The following is a 19,241-nucleotide window of genomic DNA, read 5'->3' on the forward strand; positions in this document are numbered from 1 at the left end:
CTTCAGCCGATGGCCTTCAAAAAACGGGGAAGCATCAAAATGGCCTCGGCATTCGAGGGCGAAAAACACTGGTCAGCCGCTGCATGCCAAGGCAGCCACATCCAGTCGGTGTGCTCGGCAGGGCTCAGTGTGATGGGCATTTTGTAGGGCACGCTCAGACCGAACACGCGCTCGGTGTTGCGACTGACCTCGGGCGCGTACTTCCAGCGCCAGGCCGGGTAAATGTCGTACTGGTTTTCCAATGCCCAGTCGTGCAAAAAACAGCCTGAATGGCCGGCATCGATGCCGGTTTCTTCGTGGACCTCGCGGATGGCCGTATCGGCCCAGGACTCGTCCGGGTGGTCTTTGCTGCCGGTGACCGACTGCCAAGTGCCCGCATCGGTGCGGCGGATCAACAAAACCTCTTGCTCAGGGGTGTGGATCACCACCAGCACCGATTCCGGAATTTTGTAAACCGCAGAAACAGACATGGGCTTGGGTACTCGGGTTGCCATTCACAGGGTCAACCCATTGTAGTCAGCGGTCTGGGCATCCCGTCATGGGTTTTGTACGCAGCAACACCGCTGCCAACTGTTCTTTCTGCAAGGGTTTGGCCAAAAAAGCGTTCATCCCTGAATTCAGGGCTTGCTCGGCCGCATCGTTCATGACATCGGCCGTCAGCGCCACGATCGGCACCCGGGCTTTGGGACCGGTCAAAGCTCGGATGTGGCGCGCACAGCTCAGGCCATCCATCACCGGCATGTGGATGTCCATCAACACCACATCCACATCATGCGCACGGACCCATGCCAAAGCTTGCTCCCCGTTTTCGGCAAAGCTCACTTGATGGCCCATGCTTTGCAGCAGCAGGCCCACCACTTTGCGGTTGACCGGGTGATCTTCAGCCACCAACACCCGCAACGGCACTGCAGGCTGAATTTGCGGGTCCGTTTCAGGGGTGGCGAGGGGCAAATCTGAGGCTTTAAGGCCTTCCTTGATGGGGTCCACCGCGCAAGTCGTGGGCAAGTGCAATGTGAACACCGAGCCCTGCCCTTCAGTGCTGCGGGCCATCAGGTCGCCGCCCATCAAATGCGCCAAAGAGCGGGAAATCTCCAGTCCCAAGCCTGAGCCCGATTGCCTGCGGGTCAAGGAGGCATCACCCCAGTGAAAGCGCTCAAACAAACCTTTTTGCAAGGCTTCACTCATGCCCACACCTGTGTCGATGATCTCGATTTGCCACAGCACCTGCTGCGCCGATTGGCGGACTTGGACCTGGATATCAATGCGGCCATGGTCCGTGTACTTGACCGCATTGCCCACCACATTGAACAAAATTTGTCGTAACCGCAAGGGGTCGACCATGACACGGCAAGGCCCCAACTTCTCACCTGTCAATTGCAGCACAAGGCCTTTGGCGGTGGCCTGAGGGGCCATGACTTGGCGTACCTCCTCCAACAAAGTGCTGATGTCGGTGGCCACCGGACGGATTTGGATCTTGCCCGCATCCAGCGCTGAGACATCCAGCACATCGTTGAGCACATTGAGCAAGTGGGATGCACTGCTTTTGGCGGTCCCGATCAAATCGACTTGCTCAGGGTTGAGTGGGGTTTTTTCGAGCAAACCCAACATGCCCAATATGCCATTGAAAGGGGTGCGCAACTCGTGGCTCATGTTCGCCAAGAAGCGGCTTTTCCCCAGGCTTGCCCGCTCGGCCTGGTCTTTGGCCAGCTCCAACTGGGCGTGCAAACGTTGCTGCGCTCTTTGGGCCTTGTTTTGTTTGCGCTCGTGCACATACAAGCCCCAAGCGCCCAGAAGCAAACCCAGCACTTGTGCGGCGGTCAACCAAACGATCCACCAACTTTGCTCTTGCACCGTTTGCGCTTGGCGATGCACCCAATCACTCAGCACGGCATCGGAAGCTGCATTCAAGGCTTGGACATCGGGGGCCATGCTTTGCAAGGTGTTCAGAAGACCCGGCCATTGGGCTGCGTCCCAATTTTTTTGATCGGCCAATGGGCTGGCTTGCGCCAACCAATCCACCCAACGAGGCATCAAGGCGGTGTACTCCTCGCGGTGGTGCAACCTCGTCAAACTTGGACTGTTGAGCAGCAAGTCCACCCGACTGACCAAAATGTCAAACCGCAAGGCGCGCTGGGTGTCTTGCTCCGCCGTCGCACGCTCTGTTGGCCGCATGGCAGCCGCAAATCGCCACAATTCACGCTCCAAATTCGTGATCATGGCGGTGGGCGAATCTTCTTGCAAACGCGCCGCCGTTTGCAACGCTTGGGCCTGGCGCCATTGCACATGGGTGGCCACCATCAAGGCCGAGATCACCAATGCGGTCCATATCGCCAAGCCCCAGAAAAAGCGGGAGGCAGGCCGCCACGGCTCGGGAGGTGTCTGAATGGGTGCTTCAGACTCAGACATCACTCCACCTCAATCGCCTTGAGTTGCCAAATGGAGCGCTCGTAATAGGTTTTGTGCTGCAGCTGCTTTTTGGCATCGAATGGGTAAATGATGAACAGAGGTCCTTTGGTGCGCACAGGAATCATCAGCCCGTTCATTTGCAAGGCCAGCACAACGTCGTGTTCAATGGCATCCGAAACGGGCAATCTGACCCGGTAATCGTTGAGGGCGACGGCTCGGATGTGCTGCCCTCTGGATTGGACCAACTGCAGCACGTCGCGCAGCCAAGGGCCCGTGAAGGTCACAGGCTTGTGTTCCCACGGCGTTTGGGTCGTGAAGCTTTTTTGCGGCAAGGCTTGCAGCATCGCCATGTCCAACAGGGCCCGCTTGCCTTGGTTGGTTCGATCGATAAGGCCTGAAACCTCCAACACCACTGGCCCTTGGGGCGGCCCCAGCGCCCATGCGCTGTGACCGAAGATCATCCACACCCAACAGCCCGCCACACACCACCGCAGCAACCGTGTTGCTTGTCGATTTTTCGATGTTTGACTGAATTTAAATGGAGGACTGCAGTTCATGGTCGAATTTTTTCGATTGATTTATTGAATTATTAAGAAGTATATTTTGTTGCATAAAAAATTAAAAATAATTTTTATTCGATCAGTTCACAGTTCCAGGCCTCAAGCCCTCTGGATTGGCGGTTTAGGACAGCCGAACCGGCTGTTAGCATGCCGAACATGTCGATGTCCAACCGCCCCCCCCATCCGCTTGCGCACAACATGGTGTTGCAAGTCACCGGGCTCACCGGAGGCCCTGGTGCAACGCCTTTTTTTTCCGGCATGGGTCTTTCTTTGCCCCCCGGAGTCTCTGCATTGATTGGCGATGAGGGCAGTGGAAAAACCACCCTGCTGCGATTGCTGGCTGGAGATTTGCAGGCTCAATCGGGACAGATGTCGCTCTTGGGCGCGGCTGTGCCTTGGCCCCAACCTCAGCCCAGCGCTGTGTTTTGGACCGACTTGCGTCTGCCCCTGCACGATGAAGACACGCCTGTTCAATGCTGGTCAGCTTGGGCATCGCGCCTGCCCCATTGGTCGGAGACAGTGAAAACGTCCCTGATCCAGGCCCTTCAGTTGAGCCCCCACCTGGACAAGCGCTTGAACATGTTGTCGACCGGCAGTCGACGCAAAGTCGGCTTGGTCGCATCGCTGGCGGCAGGGGCCACGGTCACTTTGCTGGACCAACCTTTTGTCTCACTCGATGCAGCGTCCATTCGGACCTTGCAAGAAGTGTTGAGTGCCCATGCCTCAAGCCCTGACCGGGCGTGGCTGATTGCCGACTATGAAAAGCCGGCGCATATCCCCCTGGCTGCGGTGCACCCACTCTGACCCGCCCTGGGAGGGCTTGGCACCCCCCATGCACGCGATCCGGCCCATGACAAATCTCAAGACGGGCTTTCCCTTTGCAACGCAAGGCCAATCACACCCCCGCGGTCCCATTCCCCCCTTTTTCTCGCTATGCCCCATAATGCATGCGTGCACGTCTTGAAAAACGGCACAAGTCAGGTGATCGGTCAGTTTCGCGCGCTACGGCGGCAGTTTTCAGTTTGTTGTGCTTTCGGGACCCCATCGCTTTGTTTTTTTGTATTTCTGAGGAGTCCTCCATGGGCAATAAACTTTACGTCGGCAACCTGCCGTACACCGTTCGCGACGAAGACCTGCAACAGGCATTCGGCGAATTCGGCGCCATCACCAGCGCCAAAGTCATGATGGAACGCGACACCGGTCGTTCTAAAGGTTTCGGCTTTGTCGAAATGGGCAGCGATGCCGAAGCGCAAGCCGCTATCGCTGGCATGAATGGCCAGTCTTTGGGTGGCCGCAGCATCACCGTGAACGAAGCCCGTCCGATGGAGGCACGTCCTCCACGCACCGGCGGCTTCGGTGGTGGTGGTGGCGGTTACGGCGGTGGCGGTGATCGCTCCGGCGGTGGCGGCTACGGCGGCGGTGGCCGTTCCGGTGGCGGCGGCTACGGCGGTGGCGGCGATCGCTCCGGCGGTGGCGGCTACGGCGGTGGCGGCGGCGGTCGCGGCGGCTACTAAGCCCTGCAAACCCCGCAAACGGCAGCGATGCCGTTGCAAAATTTCTGGCCCTGCTCCGCGCAGGGCTTAGACATCAAAAGGCTTCATGACTTCGGTTTTGAGGCCTTTTTTGTGGGCGTGTCATCACTGCCACAGTCGCGATGCGTTTGTACCGTCTGACCCATTGCGGCGAAGGCCAGCACATCTCATCCACAAGCGACAACGCCACCCGAAGGTGGCGTTGTCGCTTTGCAGGTTCAGCGCTGCTTAAGCGGCTTTGACAGCATCCACATTGCGCAAACGGATGTGCAGTTCGCGCAATTGCTTCTCGTCCACAGGGCTGGGCGCTTGCGTGAGCAAGCACTGGGCACGCTGTGTCTTGGGGAAGGCGATCACGTCACGGATCGACTCGGCACCGGTCATCAAAGTCACGATGCGGTCGAGACCAAAGGCCAGACCGCCGTGGGGTGGTGCGCCGTATTGCAAGGCGTCGAGCAGGAAACCAAACTTGAGCTGGGCTTCTTCGGGCGTGATTTTCAAGGCGTCAAACACTTTCTGCTGCACGTCAGCGCGGTGAATACGCACCGAGCCACCGCCCATTTCCCAACCGTTCAAGACCATGTCATAGCCTTTGGAGATGCACTTCTCGGGCGCGGTGACCATCCAGTCTTCATGGCCGTCTTTGGGCGCGGTGAAGGGGTGGTGCACAGCGGTGTAGCGCTGGCTTTCATCGTCGTATTCGAACATCGGGAAGTCCACCACCCACATGGGCGCCCAACGGTCTTCGAACAAACCATTCTTTTTGCCGAACTCGCTGTGGCCGATCTTGATGCGCAGGGCACCAATGGCATCGTTGACGATTTTTTCCTTGTCGGCCCCGAAAAAGATCAGGTCCCCGTTTTGGGCGCCCGAACGCTCCAGCACAGCGTTCAGCGCCTTGTCGTGGATGTTCTTGACGATGGGCGACTGCAAACCGTCACGGCCTTTGGACAGGTCGTTGACACGGATGTACGCCAGGCCTTTGGCACCGTAGATCTTGACAAACTCGGTGTAGGCGTCGATCTCGCCACGGCTGATGCCGCCGCCTTCAACCGAGCCACCGGGCACGCGCAGGGCGACCACACGGCCGCCTTTCATGTTGGCAGCACCCGAGAAGACCTTGAAGTCCACATCGCCCATGACATCCGTCACTTCAGTGAACTGGAGTTTGACGCGCAGATCGGGCTTGTCAGAGCCATAGATGTGCATGGCGTCTTGGTACGTCATGACCGGAAACTCGCCCAAGTCCACGCCAATGGTCTTTTGGAACACACGCTTGATCATGCCCTGGAACATGTCGCGAATTTCCTCTTCGGTCAGGAAGGAGGTTTCGATATCGATCTGGGTGAATTCGGGCTGGCGGTCGGCGCGCAAGTCTTCGTCGCGGAAGCACTTGGTGATCTGGTAATAACGGTCATAGCCCGCCACCATCAAGAGCTGTTTGAAGAGCTGAGGCGACTGGGGCAAAGCAAAAAACTGGCCGTCGTGCACACGGCTGGGCACCAAATAGTCTCGCGCGCCTTCGGGTGTGCTCTTGGTGAGCATGGGGGTTTCGATGTCGACAAAGCCGTTTTCGTCGAGGTACTTGCGCACTTCCATGGCCACCTTGTAGCGCAGCATCAGGTTGTTTTGCATGTACGGGCGACGCAAGTCGAGCACGCGGTGCGTGAGGCGGGTCGTCTCGGACAGGTTGTCTTCGTCGATCTGGAAAGGCGGTGTCACCGAGGCGTTGAGCACGATCAGCTCGTGGCACAGCACTTCGATCTTGCCGCTTTTGAGGTTGTCGTTGGTGGTGCCGTCTGGGCGGGCACGGACCACGCCTTTGATCTGCACGCAGAACTCGTTGCGCACCTCTTCGGCCACCTTGAACATGTCGGGTCGGTCCGGGTCGCACACCACCTGCACATAGCCTTCGCGGTCGCGCAGGTCGATGAAGATCACGCCGCCATGGTCACGGCGACGGTTAACCCAGCCGCACAGGCTCACGGATTCGCCCGTCAGGGCTTCGGTCACCAGACCGCAATAGTGGGAACGCATGGACATGTTGAGGAACTTTCAGGATTCGCGGGAACAAGATTCAGAAGAAGGCGCGTCAGTCCAGCTTGGGCTGGACCGGGGCTGCAGGCGGCTTGGGGACAGGCGTGCCGGGCACCACCACACCCATGGAGATGATGTACTTGAGTGCATCGTCAACGCTCATGTCGAGCTCGATGACATCGGCTTTGGGCATCATCAGGAAAAAGCCCGACGTGGGGTTGGGCGTGGTGGGCACATACACACTCACCATGGGCTGACCCAGATGTTTGGCCACTTCGCCCCCGGGACTGCCGGTCAAAAAGGCGATGGTCCACGAGCCCTGACGCGGGTATTGGACCAACAAGGCTTTGGAAAACGCATTGCCACTGCCCGAAAACAAGGTGTCGGCCACCTGCTTGACGCTGGTGTAAATGCTGCGCACCACGGGGATGCGGTTCATGAGGCCATGCCATTTGCGCAACCACCACTGACCAAACATATTGGCCACAAACACGCCCGTGGCAAAAATGAACACGGCCACAATGGCGACGCCCAACCCGGGGATGCCTCGAAGGTACTCGGCGCTGGCATGAACGCCAGGAATCAGGGTGTCGGCCGCATGCAGCACCGCCAGAAAGATGGCATCGAGCATGCCCACCAACCACATGATCACCCAGACGGTGATGCCCATGGGCAGCCACACCAGCAAGCCGGTGACGAAATACTGTTTGAAGCTGCGGTGTTTCATGGGGTGGGGCAATCGGTGAGGTCAGCGTTCAGAAAAATCAATGGCAAGCGCATGAAGCGGCGCAGCCTGCGGCGCTGGCCGTTGCTGCAGGCGCTGCGCTATCGCTGGCTGGGGCGGCTGAAGGTGTGGTCACGGCATCGGCTGCGGTGCCAGCTGCGGCAGGCACTGCAGCCGCTCCACCACCCTTGAAGTCAGTGGCATACCAGCCTGTGCCCTTGAGCTGAAAACCCGGGGCCGTGAGCTGTTTGCTGAATTTGGGGGCACCGCAAGCGGGGCAGTCGGTCAGCGGGGCATCGCTCATTTTTTGCAGAACATCCTTGGCATGGCCGCAGGCGTCGCATTTGTAGGCGTAAATGGGCATGTGAAGAGCCTTTGAAGGTGATGCAAGAAAACCTTCAATTATAGGCTTGGCAGTGCCCTTCAAGCGCCCAAGTCCATTGCCGCGCCCAAGTGATCCAGGGCAGCGGCTCAGCTGGGTCAACGATTGGCGCTGTCTTGGGCGGCATGCCCCAAGGCGCTGGCCATGGACTGTCCCCTGTTGGCAATCAGGCTCGGCGCCAAAGAACCCAGCAGCATGCCCACGAGGGACGCCATCAGGCCCAGCAAATTGGCAGGCACCAGGGTATCGGGGGCCAGGAAGTTGAACACCAGCCAGGTCCCCACGCCCAATACCACCGAGAACAAGGCCCCTTGGGTGTTGGCCCGCCGCCAGAAGGCACCTGCCACCAGCGGCACAAAGGCCCCGGTCAGGGTGACGTTGTAGGCGTTTTGCACCATCTCGTACATGGTGCTGGTGCTGTTGAGGGCAAACAGCAAGGCAAACGAGGTGAAGGTGACCAGGATGACGCGCAGCAGCAGCAAGAACTGGCGGTCGCTCATGTGGGGCACAAAGGGTTTGAGCACGTTCTCGGTGAAAGTGGCCGTAGGGGCCAGCAAGGCGCCGCTGGCGGTGGACAGGATGGCCGAGAGCAAAGCGCCAAAGAACAATATCTGCGCCCACATCGGCATCTTGCCCAACACCAGATCGGGCAGGATCCGCTGGATAGCGCGGGCGTCTTCTGACTCGAACAAGGCTTTGAGCTCGGGGTGAGCAATCAGGGCCGCATAAGCGATGTACAGGGGAATGAAAGCGATCACAAAGTACATCAAGGCCCCGATGACGGTGCCGCGCACAGCAGTTTTTTCATCCTTGACACTGGTCATGCGCTGAAACACGTCCTGCTGCGGGATGGAGCCAAAGGCAAACGCAAAAAAAGCACCGGCCATGGCCCACCAGGCGGCGGCATCCGTGTCGGCCGGGAACATGTCGAACTTGCCATCGGCTGCTGCTTGGGCAATGACTTTGTCAAACCCACCGGCGTTGCCTCCCACCAGCAAGGCCACCGCGATCAGACCCACCACGATCACCACGGTCTGAAACAAATCGGTGAAGGCCACCGACCACATGCCGCCAAACACGGTGTAGACCAGCACCACAGCCGCGCCCATCATGATGGCGTAGTTCAGGTCAATGGCCCCGGATGAGAGCACATGGATGACCAGACCCAGCGCTGTCAATTGCGCCGAGGTCCAACCCAGGTAAGACAACACAATCGCCACACTGGTCAGCACTTCCACCGACTTGCCGTAGCGCACCTTGTAGAAGTCACCAATCGTCAGCAGGTTCAGTCGGTAAAACAGTTTGGCAAAGAGCAAGGCCGCCAGCACCAGGCACACGGTGGCACCAAAGGGGTCACCGGGGATGCCGTTGAGGCCATCCTTGGCAAAGGTGGCCGAGACCGACAAGACCGTCTCGGCCCCAAACCAGGTGGCAAAAACCGTGGCCACGTTCATGTACAGCGGCAAACTTCGGCCTGCCACCAGGTAATCCTTGGCCCCATGGACTCGGCGTGCAGCCAACAAACCAATGCCGATGGTCACGGCCAAGTAGGCGATCACAAAAGTCAGCAGCACCTTCAACTCCTCCAGATATCAGGTTCAGATGAAAAGTTGCAGGTGCATGCCCACCTGCAAAACGAGCAAGGAGACCACAAAGCCCAGCCCGGCGTAAATAAGGGTTTGTAGCAATCTGTTGGTGCGTCTTTGCTCTGCCACCAATTGCTCCAGCTGACGGGCGTCTTGTTGACGTGGCTTTTGCAGGTACTCGTGCAACAGGCGTGGCAACTGTGGCAGCAGTTTGGCGTAATGCGGGGCTTGCGACTTGAGCTCTTCCCACAGCTTTTTGGGGCCAATTTGCTCCAGCATCCACCTTTCCAGGAAAGGCTTGGCCGTGCTCCACAGATCGAGTTCTGGGTCCAGGTCACGGCCCAAGCCTTCGATGTTGAGCAGGGTTTTTTGCAGCAGCACCAGCTGCGGCTGGATCTCCACCTGAAAGCGGCGCGAAGTCTGGAACAAACGCATGAGCACCATGCCCAGGGAAATTTCCTTGAGTGGGCGATCAAAATAGGGTTCACACACCGCACGGATGGCCGACTCCAGCTCATCGACCCGCGTCTCGGGCGGCACCCAACCGGACTCGATGTGGAGTTCTGCCACCCGCTTGTAATCGCGGCGGAAAAAAGCCGTGAAGTTTTGCGCCAAATACTCTTTGTCGTACTCGGTGAGCGTGCCCACGATGCCAAAGTCCAGCGAGATGTAGCGGCCAAAGGTCTCGGGGGCCAGGCTGACCTGGATGTTGCCCGGGTGCATGTCGGCATGGAAAAAGCCGTCGCGGAACACCTGCGTAAAGAACAGCGTCACGCCATCGCGGGCCAGCTTGGGGATGTCCACGCCCGCTTCGCGCAGGCGGTCGACTTGGCTGATGGGCACGCCGTGCATGCGCTCCATGACGATGACCTCGGGGTGGCAAAAGTCCCAGATCATCTCGGGAATCAGCACCAGATCGAGGCCTTGCATGTTGCGGCGCAGCTGTGCGGCATTCGCCGCTTCGCGCACCAGGTCCAGCTCGTCGTGCAGGTATTTGTCGAATTCGGCCACCACCTCGCGGGGCTTGAGGCGTTTGCCGTCGGCGCTCAGGCTCTCCACCCAACCGGCCATCATGCGCATCAAGCTCAGGTCTTTGTCGATGACGGGCAGCATGCCCGGACGCAAGACCTTCACGGCCACTTCGCGCACTTTGCCCGATTTGCCGCGCAAGGTGGCAAAGTGCACCTGCGCGATCGAGGCGCTGGCCACGGGTTCGCGCTCAAAGGTCTCAAAGATGTCGTCCACCGGGCGGCTGAAAGCCCGCTCAATCGACGCCACCGCGATGGCCGAACTGAAAGGCGGCACCCGGTCTTGCAGCTTGGCCAGTTCTTCGGCGATGTCGGGGGCCAGCAGGTCGCGTCGGGTCGACAGCACTTGACCAAACTTCACAAAAATGGGGCCTAGCCGCTCAAGCGCTTCCCGCAGGCGAACTGCCCGTGGAGAGCGAAGGTCACGTCCCACCGAGAGAACACGGGCCAGCAAGCGAATCCAGGGTTTCTGAAAGCTGGAGAGGACCAACTCGTCCAAGCCGTAGCGCAGGACGATGAAAACGATGAATGCACCGCGCCCGAAACGGCCCCAGCGCATCATGCTGCGCTGCCCGCGCGCAGTCCGGTGCCGGGGCGCTGTGCGACAAAACTGCGCAAAGCCGACAGGGCCTGACGGGCCGCTTGAGCCAGCGTGTGTGCGGGGGCGTCGCCGATCAGGCGGGCCAAGTCCTCTTCGGCATCCCAGCGCACATGGTCGATCAGCCAATTGATTTCGGCGGCCAGTTGCACATCGCCTTCGATGCGCACCTTGGGTTTGTCGCCACGGGCCAAGGCCGAGGCGATCGAGACGGGTGAGTCTTCGGTCACCGTCAGGCGCAAGTCAAAGCCTTCAAAATGGCCACGCTCGAGCAGGCCTGCTGGGGTGGGGCTCAGTTGAAGTTGCATGCGGTCCCAAACCAGCTCGATGCGTTGGCCTTTTTGGCGGGCCAGGCGGGCCATGGCCTCAGGCTCGCTCATCAGCACGTGGTTGAGGAACAAAACCAGGCGATTGACACCCTCGTCCACCGCCCAAGCCGGGGGCTGGAAGTTGGCCGCGAGCCGGTTGACCATGTCGGGGAGCGCCTGAGCGGCCCATGAGAAAGGGGACTGTGTTGCCATAGTCCCCGATTATTCCCGAAAGTGCCAGCCCCAAAGCGTCAGGGCTTTCTGGCCCAGGTTTATTGCAGCGCTTGCACGCCAGCGACCAACCAACCGCCGCCTTGTTTGGATTTGCTCATGTTCCAAACTTCACGGAACGGGCTGGGGCCGGAAGCCGCGTCTTCACGGATCATGCCGTTGAACTCGACACTGGCCAAATAAGCATCGGCCTGCTCTTCAATGCCCAGCAGCTGGGCTTCGAGCATGACCACTTCGGTCTTGTTGGGCTGGCCGGGGAACTGCGCTTCGCGCTCGGACAGCTGGTTGCGGATTTCCACCACCATGGCGTCGGTCATCATGGAACGCAGGGCGCTGATGTCCGAGCGGTCCCAGGCGTCTTGCAAAGTGACGAAATTGCGCTTGGCTGCGGTGACAAAGCTGTCCACATCAAAGCCGGCAGGGATGCCCCAGGTTTGTGAACCGCTCAGACCTGAACCGATGCCCGAGCCGATCATGGAGCCGGTCGATTGCGATGCAGCAGAGCTGTCAAAACGGGTGTTTTGGCCTTCCCAAGGGCGGGCCGAAGCATCGTTGCCCACGTTTTGGGGGCTGTATTGTTTGTAAGTGGCGGGGTTTTCTGCCGAGGCACCTGCACCTTGATAAGCCAGGCCACCGTTTGCGCCCGTCTGCGAAGCGCCACCACGACGGGCCCGCATGATCATGCCGATCACAGCCAGGACAGCAACGCCGATCAACAAAGCCATCAAGATGTTGCCAAAGGCTTCACCCATACCGAGCGAACTGGCCAACCAAGCCAGGCCCAGACCAGCGGCCAAGCCGCCCAACATGGCACCCCAAGGCTTCTTGGGTGCAGCGGCTGCAGGTGCAGCAGCGGGTTTGGCGGCGTTGGTGGGCGCAGCGTTTTGCGCAGGTGCTGCCGGGGTTTGTGGCGCGGCATCGCGCTTGGTGACTTGGTTTGACTGCTGACCCACAGATTTGCCACCACCCATGCGGCGAGCGGCCTCTGCATTGAGGCTGCCCAAGGCCATCACGCCTGCGAGCATCAGTGTCATCAACTTGTTGTTCATGGTGTCTCCAACTCAGGAAATACAGTTTTCAGGCCTCAACATTTGATGCCCATGTGCAAGGCTACCACCCCGGCCGACAAATTGTGAAAATCCACATGACCAAATCCGGCATTTTTCATAAGGGTTTTCAGGTCTTCCTGCCCGGGGTGCATGCGGATGGATTCGGCCAGGTAACGGTAGCTGTCGGCATCCCCCGCCACCAGCTTGCCCAATTGGGGCAAGATCTTGAAGCTGTACCAGTCGTAGGCTTTTTCCAGCGGCTTGGCCACCTTGGAAAACTCCAGCACCAGCAATTTTCCGCCGGGTTTGAGCACACGGCACATTTCCTTGAGCGCGACATCCTTGTGCGTCATGTTGCGCAGACCAAAGGCCACGCTGACCACATTGAAGTGACCATCTGGAAAGGGAAGCTTCTCGGCATCGCACACCAACGTGGGCAAGGCCAGGCCTTGGTCGACCAAGCGATCACGCCCAGTGGAGAGCATGGCTTCGTTGATGTCGGTGTGCACCACACGGCCTGAAGCGCCGACTTTTTTGGCGAAAGCCATCGACAGGTCACCCGTGCCGCCTGCGATGTCCAGCACCTGATCACCCTCTTTGAGGTTGGCCACCTGTACGGTGTAAGCCTTCCACACGCGGTGCAGGCCCATGGACATCAAGTCGTTCATCACGTCGTATTTGGACGCGACAGAGTCGAACACGCCGCGCACATGCTTGGCTTTTTCGCTTTCGTCGACGGTTTTGAAACCGAAGTGGGTGCTGCTCATGCCGACGTCCTCAATGCTTGTGACCACAGCTACCGCCTGCTGCAGCCTCGATCATGGGCGCGTCGCGGCTCATGCCTGCAGCTTGCAGGCGGTCTTCGTACTGCTGCCAAAGGGCGGCTTCTTGGTCACCCAGAAAGTACAGGTACTCCCAAGTGAACAAGCCCGACTCGTGGCCATCCGTGAAGGTGGGCTTCACGGCGTAATTGCCCACAGGCTCGATCTCGGCAATGCCGACCTCGCGCTTGCCGGTTTGCAGCACTTCCTGTCCGGGGCCGTGGCCTTGCACCTCGGCCGAAGGCGAGTACACGCGCATCAGCTCAAACGGGATGCGAAACTGAGCGCCATCAGAAAACCCGATCTCCAGCACCCGGGTCTGGCCGTGCAAGGTGAGCGACTCGGGGTGGGGCATGTCTTTTTTCAATCCGGCCATCTTTTGCTTTCGAAATCTTGCTGTCGGGTTGCGCGCCGGGCTTACACCAACACGCGCTCGATGCCACCGGCATTGGCGGCATTCACGTACTCGGGCATCCACTCTTCGCCCAGGATGTGTTTGGCCATCTCGACCACGATGTAGTCGGCTTCGAGAAGGCCATTTTTCATGTCGTCGCCAAAACGCGACAAGCCTTGCAAGCAGCTGGGGCAACTGGTCAGGATTTTCACGTTGGCCTCAGGCGTCAGGGCACCGCTGCCACGCAAAGCGGCTTCACCCTTGAGCAGCTCTTCTTCCTTGCGAAAGCGCACCTGGGTCGAGATGTCCGGACGCGTCACACCCAAAGTACCCGACTCGCCACAGCATCGTTTGCTTTCCAGCACGTTGTCGCCCATCAAGGCCTTGACGGTCTTCATGGGTTCTTGCTGCTTCATGGGGCTGTGGCAAGGGTCGTGGTACAGATAAGCGCCGCCTGCGTCGAGCTTCATGCCTTTTTCGAGCAAAAACTCATGGATGTCGATGATGCGGCAGCCGGGGAAGATTTTGTCGAACTGGTAGCCCTGCAGCTGGTCGTAACAGGTGCCGCAGCTCACCACCACGGTCTTGATGTCCAGGTAGTTGAGCGTGTTGGCCACGCGGTGGAACAGTACGCGGTTGTCGGTGATGATCTTCTCGGCCTTGTCGAACTGGCCCGAGCCCTTTTGCGGGTAGCCGCAGCACAAATAACCCGGTGGCAGCACGGTCTGCACGCCCACATGCCAGAGCATGGCCTGAGTGGCCAATCCCACCTGACTGAACAATCTCTCCGAGCCGCAACCGGGGAAGTAAAACACCGCTTCGGACTCCGACGTGGTGGCTTTCGGGTTGCGGATGATGGGCACGTAGTCGTTGTCTTCGATGTCCAGCAAAGCCCGCGCGGTTTTCTTGGGCAGGTTGCCCGGCATCTTCTTGTTGATGAAGTGGATCACCTGCTCCTTGATCGGGGCTGTGCCCACCGAGGCGGGCGGTGCGCTGGTTTGCTTGCGGGCCACGCCCTTGAGCAAACCGGCCACAAAACGCTGCGCCTTCATGCCCACGCCCACCATGGCCATGCGGGCCAACTTGATGGTCTCGGGGTTGGTGGCATTGAGCATGAACATGGCGGCCGCATTGCCGGGGCGGAAGCTTTTTTGCCCCATTTTGCGCAGCAGGTTGCGCATGTTCATGGACACATCGCCAAAGTCGATGTTCACCGGGCAAGGCGTCAGGCACTTGTGGCACACGGTGCAGTGGTCGGCCACGTCTTCGAATTCCTGCCAGTGCTTGACCGAGATGCCCCTTCGCGTCTGCTCCTCATAAAGGAAGGCCTCAACCAACAAAGAAGTGGCCAAAATCTTGTTGCGCGGGCTGTAGAGCAAATTGGCGCGCGGCACATGGGTGGCGCACACCGGTTTGCATTTGCCGCAACGCAAGCAGTCCTTGACGCTGGCCGCGATCGCGCCAATGTCGGACTGCTGCATGATCAGCGACTCGTGGCCCATCAGGCCAAAGCTGGGGGTGTAAGCGTGGGTCAGGTCGGCCGCGTGCACATCGTCGCCCAAGCCCGTGAGGGCCGCGCCGCGCAGCAGCTTGCCCTTGTTGAAGCGGCCTTCGGGGTCCACTTTGGCTTTGTAGGCGGTGAAGTTGGCCAACTCGGCGTCGGTCAAAAACTCCAGCTTGGTGATGCCAATGCCGTGTTCGCCCGAGATCACGCCGTCCAGGCTGCGGGCCAGCACCATGATGCGGGCCACCGCCTCGTGTGCGGTCTGCAGCATCTCGTAGTTGTCGGAGTTGACCGGGATGTTGGTGTGCACATTGCCGTCACCGGCGTGCATGTGCAGCGCCACCCAGACGCGGCCTTTGAGCACGCGCTGGTGGATGGCCGTGACTTCGGTCAGGATCGGCAGGAAAGCCGAGCCAGAAAAGATGTTCTGGAACGCCGGGCGAATTTGCGTTTTCCAGCTGGCGCGCAAAGTGTGCTCTTGCAGCTGAGGGAATAACGCGTCGACATCGGTCAACCAGCCTTGCCACTGCGCCTGCACCTCCCGCACCACCGCCAGGGCTTGCGCCACGCGGTCCTCCAGCAACTCGACCGAAGGGATGTCGCTGGCGTCGTCTTGCTTGCCCAGCGGCAGATTGCCACGCTCCAAGAAGGCTTCGATTTCGCGGCACAGCTTGAGTTTGTTCCGCAAGGAGAGCTCGATGTTGATGCGCTCGATGCCATCGGTGTATTCGGCCATGCGCGGCAGCGGGATCACCACGTCTTCGTTGACCTTGAAGGCGTTGGTGTGGCGCGAGATGGCGGCGGTTTTCTTGCGGTCGTGCCAGAACTTTTTGCGCGCCTCGGGGCTGATGGCGATGAAGCCTTCGCCACTGCGCGAGTTGGCAATGCGCACGATCTCGCTGGTCGCCTTGGCCACATCGTCGGCGTTGTCACCGGCGATGTCGCCGATCAACACCATCTTGGGGAAACCGCCGCGCTTGCTCTTAGTGGAATAACCCACGGCCCGCAAATAGCGGTCATCCAAGTGCTCCAAACCCGCCATCACGGTGCCGGTGCGTTTTTGCTCGGCGAACATGAAGTCTTTGATCTCGACGATGCTGGGCACGGCCTCACGGGCGTGGCCAAAAAACTCCATGCACACCGTACGGGTGTGGGTGGGCATGCGATGCACCACCCAACGGGCGCTGGTGATCAGGCCGTCGCAGCCTTCTTTTTGCACGCCAGGCAAGCCGCTTAAAAACTTGTCGGTCACGTCCTTGCCCAGGCCTTCCTTGCGGAAGGTCTTGCCGGGAATGACCAAGGTTTCGGTGCGGATCGGGGTTTTGCCGTCGGCCTTGAAGTAGCGCAACTCAAAGGTGGCGACCTCGGCGTCGTGGATCTTGCCCATGTTGTGGTCCATGCGCACCACGTCCAGCCACTCGGCGTCAGGCGTGACCATGCGCCAGCTGGCCAGGTTGTCGAGCGCCGTGCCCCAGAGCACGGCCTTTTTGCCGCCCGCGTTCATGGCGATGTTGCCGCCAATGCAAGAGGCTTCGGCAGAAGTCGGGTCCACCGCAAAGACAAAACCGCCGCGCTCGGCCGCATCGGCCACCCGCTGGGTCACCACACCGGCTTCGGTGTAGATGGTCGGGATCTTGTGCGCGATGCCCGGCAAGTCGACCATCTCGACCTCGGTCATGGCTTCGAGCTTTTCGGTGTTGATGACCGCGCTCTTCCAGGTCAGCGGGATCGCACCCCCGGTGTAGCCCGTGCCGCCGCCGCGTGGGACGATGGTCAAGCCCAAATCGATGCAGCCCTTGACCAGTCCCGCCATCTCGACTTCGGAATCAGGCGTCAGGACCACAAAGGGGTACTCCACGCGCCAGTCGGTGGCGTCGGTCACATGGCTCACACGGGAGAGGCCGTCGAACTTGATGTTGTCTTTTGCTGTGAGGCGGCCCAATGTCTTTTGTACTTGGCTGCGCAACTTGGCCATGCGGGTGAAACGCTCGCTGAACTGCGTCACGGCCTGTGCAGCCATGGCCAGCAGTTGGCCGACCAAGGCATCACGGGCCGTGTCGGCCTCGGGCGTGCGGCGCTTTTGCACCTCGCCCAGGCGGTGCTGCAAGGCCTCCACCAGCAGTTTGCGGCGGGCCGGATTGTCCAGCAAGTCATCCTGCAAATAAGGGTTGCGCTCCACCACCCAAATATCGCCCAGCACTTCATAGAGCATCCGAGCAGATCGGCCCGTGCCGCGCTCTTGCCTCAACTGGTTCAGCAGGTCCCAAGCCGACTCACCCAGCAAACGCAGCACGATTTCACGGTCTGAAAAGCTGGTGTAGTTGTAAGGAATTTCGCGCAAGCGCGGCGCATCGGCGTCGGCTTGCATCAAATGTTGGAGCGTGGTGGGTGCATTCATGGGTGTGGCGCAGTCAAAGGCGTCGCTGAAGACGCTGTCAGCCAGACCCGAAAAGGTGTCAAAGCGGCTGAGGCTGAATGTTACCGCAGTGATACAAACACGCGCCGGAGGTGGGGACACCTGTCACACAGGGGTCTGGACTCATGGAAAGTCCGGGTTGTCACAACAGCTTCATGCCGTTTTAATACTTCCGTCATCTTCAAAAGGCACAGTTTCAGTGAATCCATGATCAATTGACCGCTTGGTTTTCACGTTCGACGCCACTTTTACAGGAACCACCATGAAACTCAAACTCACACTGTCCGCCCTGACCCTGGGTCTGGCCAGCATGTCTGCCCAAGCCCAAACCGAAGTCCAGTGGTGGCACTCGATGGGCGGCGCCTTGGGCGAGTGGGTCAACGACCTGGCCAAAGACTTCAACAACAGCCAAAAAGACTACAAAATCGTGCCCACCTTCAAGGGCAGCTACGACGAGTCCATGACCGCCGCCATCGCCGCCTTCCGTGCAGGCAATGCCCCGCACATCCTGCAGGTGTTCGAAGTGGGCACCGCCACCATGATGGCCAGCAAGGGGGCCATCGTGCCTGTGGGCGAGGTCATGAAAAAAGCCGGTGTCACATTTGACGCCAACGCCTACGTGCCTGCTGTGGCCGGTTATTACACCGCCCCCAACGGTCAGATGCTGAGCTTCCCCTTCAACAGCTCGACCACGGTCTTCCATTACAACAAGGACGCTTTCAAGGCGGCCGGGTTGGACCCCGAAACCCCACCCAAAACTTGGCCCGAAGTGGCGCTGGCTGCAGGCAAGCTCAAGGCCTCCGGTCACAAGTGCCCCTTCACCACCAGCTGGGTGAGCTGGACGCAGCTCGAAAGCTTCTCGGCTTGGCACAACACCGAGTTCGCCACCAAGGGCAACGGCATGCGCGGCATTGACGCCCGCCTGAACTTCAACAGCCCCCTGCATGTGCGCCACATCGACAACCTGGCCAACATGGCCAAAACCGGCCTGTTCGTCTACAAGGGCCGGGGCAACGCGGCCGATGCGGTCTTTGTCTCGGGCGAATGCGCCATGACCACCGGCTCGTCTGCGCTGTACGGCAACATCAAGCGCAACGCCAAGTTCGCTTCGGGCATCTCCACCCTGCCTTACTACCCTGATGTGACGGGCGCGCCCCAGAACACCGTCATTGGCGGCGCGAGCCTGTGGGTCATGTCGGGCAAAAAGGACAACGAATACAAGGGTGTGGCCCAGTTCTTTGCCCACCTGTCCAAGGCCGAAGAAGCGGCCAAGAGCCACCAGCGCACCGGCTACCTGCCGCTGACCAAGGCTTCTTATGAGATGACCGAAAAATCGGGCTTTTATAAGCAAAACCCTGGCACCGATGTGTCGGTGGAGCAGATGATCCGCAAGACCACTGAAAAGTCACGCGGCATCCGTCTGGGCAATTTTGTGCAGATCCGCACCATCAACGACGAGGAACTCGAGCAGGTCTGGGCGGGCAAGAAAGCGCCCAAAGAAGCCCTGGATGCCGCCGTCAAACGGGGCAATGAACAGCTCGAGCGCTTCCAAAAAGCCAACAAGTGAGCCGGCATCCCGGGTGATCTGCCCGGGTGTTGCCTTGAAAGCAGGGGTCTCGCGCCCCTGCTTTTTGAGCTTTTGTGGCTCGCCTAAACTCTTGCCCT

16 protein-coding genes are annotated in these 19,241 nt (G+C 59.6%); 3 read left to right on the forward strand and 13 right to left on the reverse strand.

Going from position 1 to position 19,241, the window contains the following annotated elements:
- Positions 1 to 2: 2 nt before the first annotated feature.
- The 3 genes from nudB to LHAB_RS01310 are packed head-to-tail and all read right to left on the reverse strand — an operon-like array spanning position 3 to position 2,750.
- Positions 3 to 470 carry a dihydroneopterin triphosphate diphosphatase gene (nudB, locus tag LHAB_RS01300; RefSeq protein WP_090043575.1) on the reverse strand — a complete coding sequence of 156 codons (468 nt, stop codon included), beginning with the start codon at positions 468 to 470 and terminating at the stop codon, positions 3 to 5.
- A gap of 46 nt (positions 471 to 516) precedes the next feature.
- A complete protein-coding gene (locus LHAB_RS01305) occupies positions 517 to 2,406 on the reverse strand; it encodes a response regulator (RefSeq protein WP_090043576.1) in 1,890 nt (629 codons plus the stop codon).
- The gene (locus tag LHAB_RS01310; RefSeq protein WP_228763301.1) at positions 2,406 to 2,750 is read right to left on the reverse strand and encodes a putative pterin-binding protein; all 345 of its coding nucleotides are present in this window, start codon (positions 2,748 to 2,750) and stop codon (positions 2,406 to 2,408) included. The genes LHAB_RS01305 and LHAB_RS01310 overlap by 1 nt, the downstream gene beginning before the upstream one ends.
- Positions 2,751 to 3,122: 372 nt before the next feature.
- Between LHAB_RS01310 and LHAB_RS01315 the strand changes: the two genes are divergently transcribed.
- Positions 3,123 to 3,770 (forward strand): ABC transporter ATP-binding protein, encoded by a 648-nt coding sequence (locus LHAB_RS01315; RefSeq protein WP_228763302.1) that lies wholly within the window; start codon positions 3,123 to 3,125, stop codon positions 3,768 to 3,770.
- A gap of 275 nt (positions 3,771 to 4,045) precedes the next feature.
- The gene (locus LHAB_RS01320) at positions 4,046 to 4,480 is read left to right on the forward strand and encodes an RNA recognition motif domain-containing protein (protein WP_090043578.1); all 435 of its coding nucleotides are present in this window, start codon (positions 4,046 to 4,048) and stop codon (positions 4,478 to 4,480) included.
- A 246-nt stretch (positions 4,481 to 4,726) separates the two neighbouring features.
- Here the strand turns inward: LHAB_RS01320 and aspS are convergent, their stop codons facing one another.
- The 10 genes from aspS to LHAB_RS01370 form a co-directional block, all read right to left on the reverse strand.
- A complete protein-coding gene (gene aspS / locus LHAB_RS01325; protein ID WP_090043579.1) occupies positions 4,727 to 6,541 on the reverse strand; it encodes an aspartate--tRNA ligase in 1,815 nt (604 codons plus the stop codon).
- Positions 6,542 to 6,590: 49 nt separating this feature from the next.
- Positions 6,591 to 7,262 (reverse strand): DUF502 domain-containing protein, encoded by a 672-nt coding sequence (locus tag LHAB_RS01330; protein ID WP_090043580.1) that lies wholly within the window; start codon positions 7,260 to 7,262, stop codon positions 6,591 to 6,593.
- Positions 7,263 to 7,299: 37 nt separating this feature from the next.
- Entirely contained in the window at positions 7,300 to 7,623 is a 324-nt protein-coding gene (locus LHAB_RS01335) for an FmdB family zinc ribbon protein (protein ID WP_090043581.1), read from the reverse strand.
- Positions 7,624 to 7,739: 116 nt separating this feature from the next.
- Positions 7,740 to 9,215, reverse strand: a complete 1,476-nt coding sequence (locus tag LHAB_RS01340) for a high affinity choline transporter 1 (RefSeq protein ID WP_090043833.1) — start codon at positions 9,213 to 9,215, stop codon at positions 7,740 to 7,742.
- A 24-nt stretch (positions 9,216 to 9,239) separates the two neighbouring features.
- Positions 9,240 to 10,817, reverse strand: coding sequence for a ubiquinone biosynthesis regulatory protein kinase UbiB (ubiB, locus tag LHAB_RS01345; RefSeq protein ID WP_090043582.1), 1,578 nt, complete (start codon positions 10,815 to 10,817; stop codon positions 9,240 to 9,242).
- Positions 10,814 to 11,374 carry a hypothetical protein gene (locus LHAB_RS01350; RefSeq protein WP_090043583.1) on the reverse strand — a complete coding sequence of 187 codons (561 nt, stop codon included), beginning with the start codon at positions 11,372 to 11,374 and terminating at the stop codon, positions 10,814 to 10,816. Before LHAB_RS01350 ends, ubiB begins: the two co-directional genes overlap by 4 nt.
- A gap of 59 nt (positions 11,375 to 11,433) precedes the next feature.
- Positions 11,434 to 12,441, reverse strand: coding sequence for a Tim44 domain-containing protein (locus tag LHAB_RS01355; RefSeq protein WP_228763303.1), 1,008 nt, complete (start codon positions 12,439 to 12,441; stop codon positions 11,434 to 11,436).
- A 35-nt stretch (positions 12,442 to 12,476) separates the two neighbouring features.
- A complete protein-coding gene (gene ubiE / locus LHAB_RS01360; RefSeq protein WP_090043584.1) occupies positions 12,477 to 13,208 on the reverse strand; it encodes a bifunctional demethylmenaquinone methyltransferase/2-methoxy-6-polyprenyl-1,4-benzoquinol methylase UbiE in 732 nt (243 codons plus the stop codon).
- A gap of 10 nt (positions 13,209 to 13,218) precedes the next feature.
- Entirely contained in the window at positions 13,219 to 13,638 is a 420-nt protein-coding gene (locus tag LHAB_RS01365) for a gamma-butyrobetaine hydroxylase family protein (protein WP_090043585.1), read from the reverse strand.
- Positions 13,639 to 13,679: 41 nt separating this feature from the next.
- Positions 13,680 to 17,558, reverse strand: coding sequence for a DUF3683 domain-containing protein (locus LHAB_RS01370; protein WP_090043586.1), 3,879 nt, complete (start codon positions 17,556 to 17,558; stop codon positions 13,680 to 13,682).
- A 280-nt stretch (positions 17,559 to 17,838) separates the two neighbouring features.
- On the opposite strand from LHAB_RS01370, the gene ugpB reads away from it, so the two are divergent.
- Positions 17,839 to 19,143, forward strand: coding sequence for a sn-glycerol-3-phosphate ABC transporter substrate-binding protein UgpB (gene ugpB / locus LHAB_RS01375; protein ID WP_090043587.1), 1,305 nt, complete (start codon positions 17,839 to 17,841; stop codon positions 19,141 to 19,143).
- Positions 19,144 to 19,241: the final 98 nt, after the last annotated feature.

The sequence above is a fragment of the Limnohabitans sp. 2KL-27 genome (assembly GCF_001269345.1).
In the GTDB taxonomy this organism is placed as follows: domain Bacteria; phylum Pseudomonadota; class Gammaproteobacteria; order Burkholderiales; family Burkholderiaceae_C; genus Limnohabitans_A.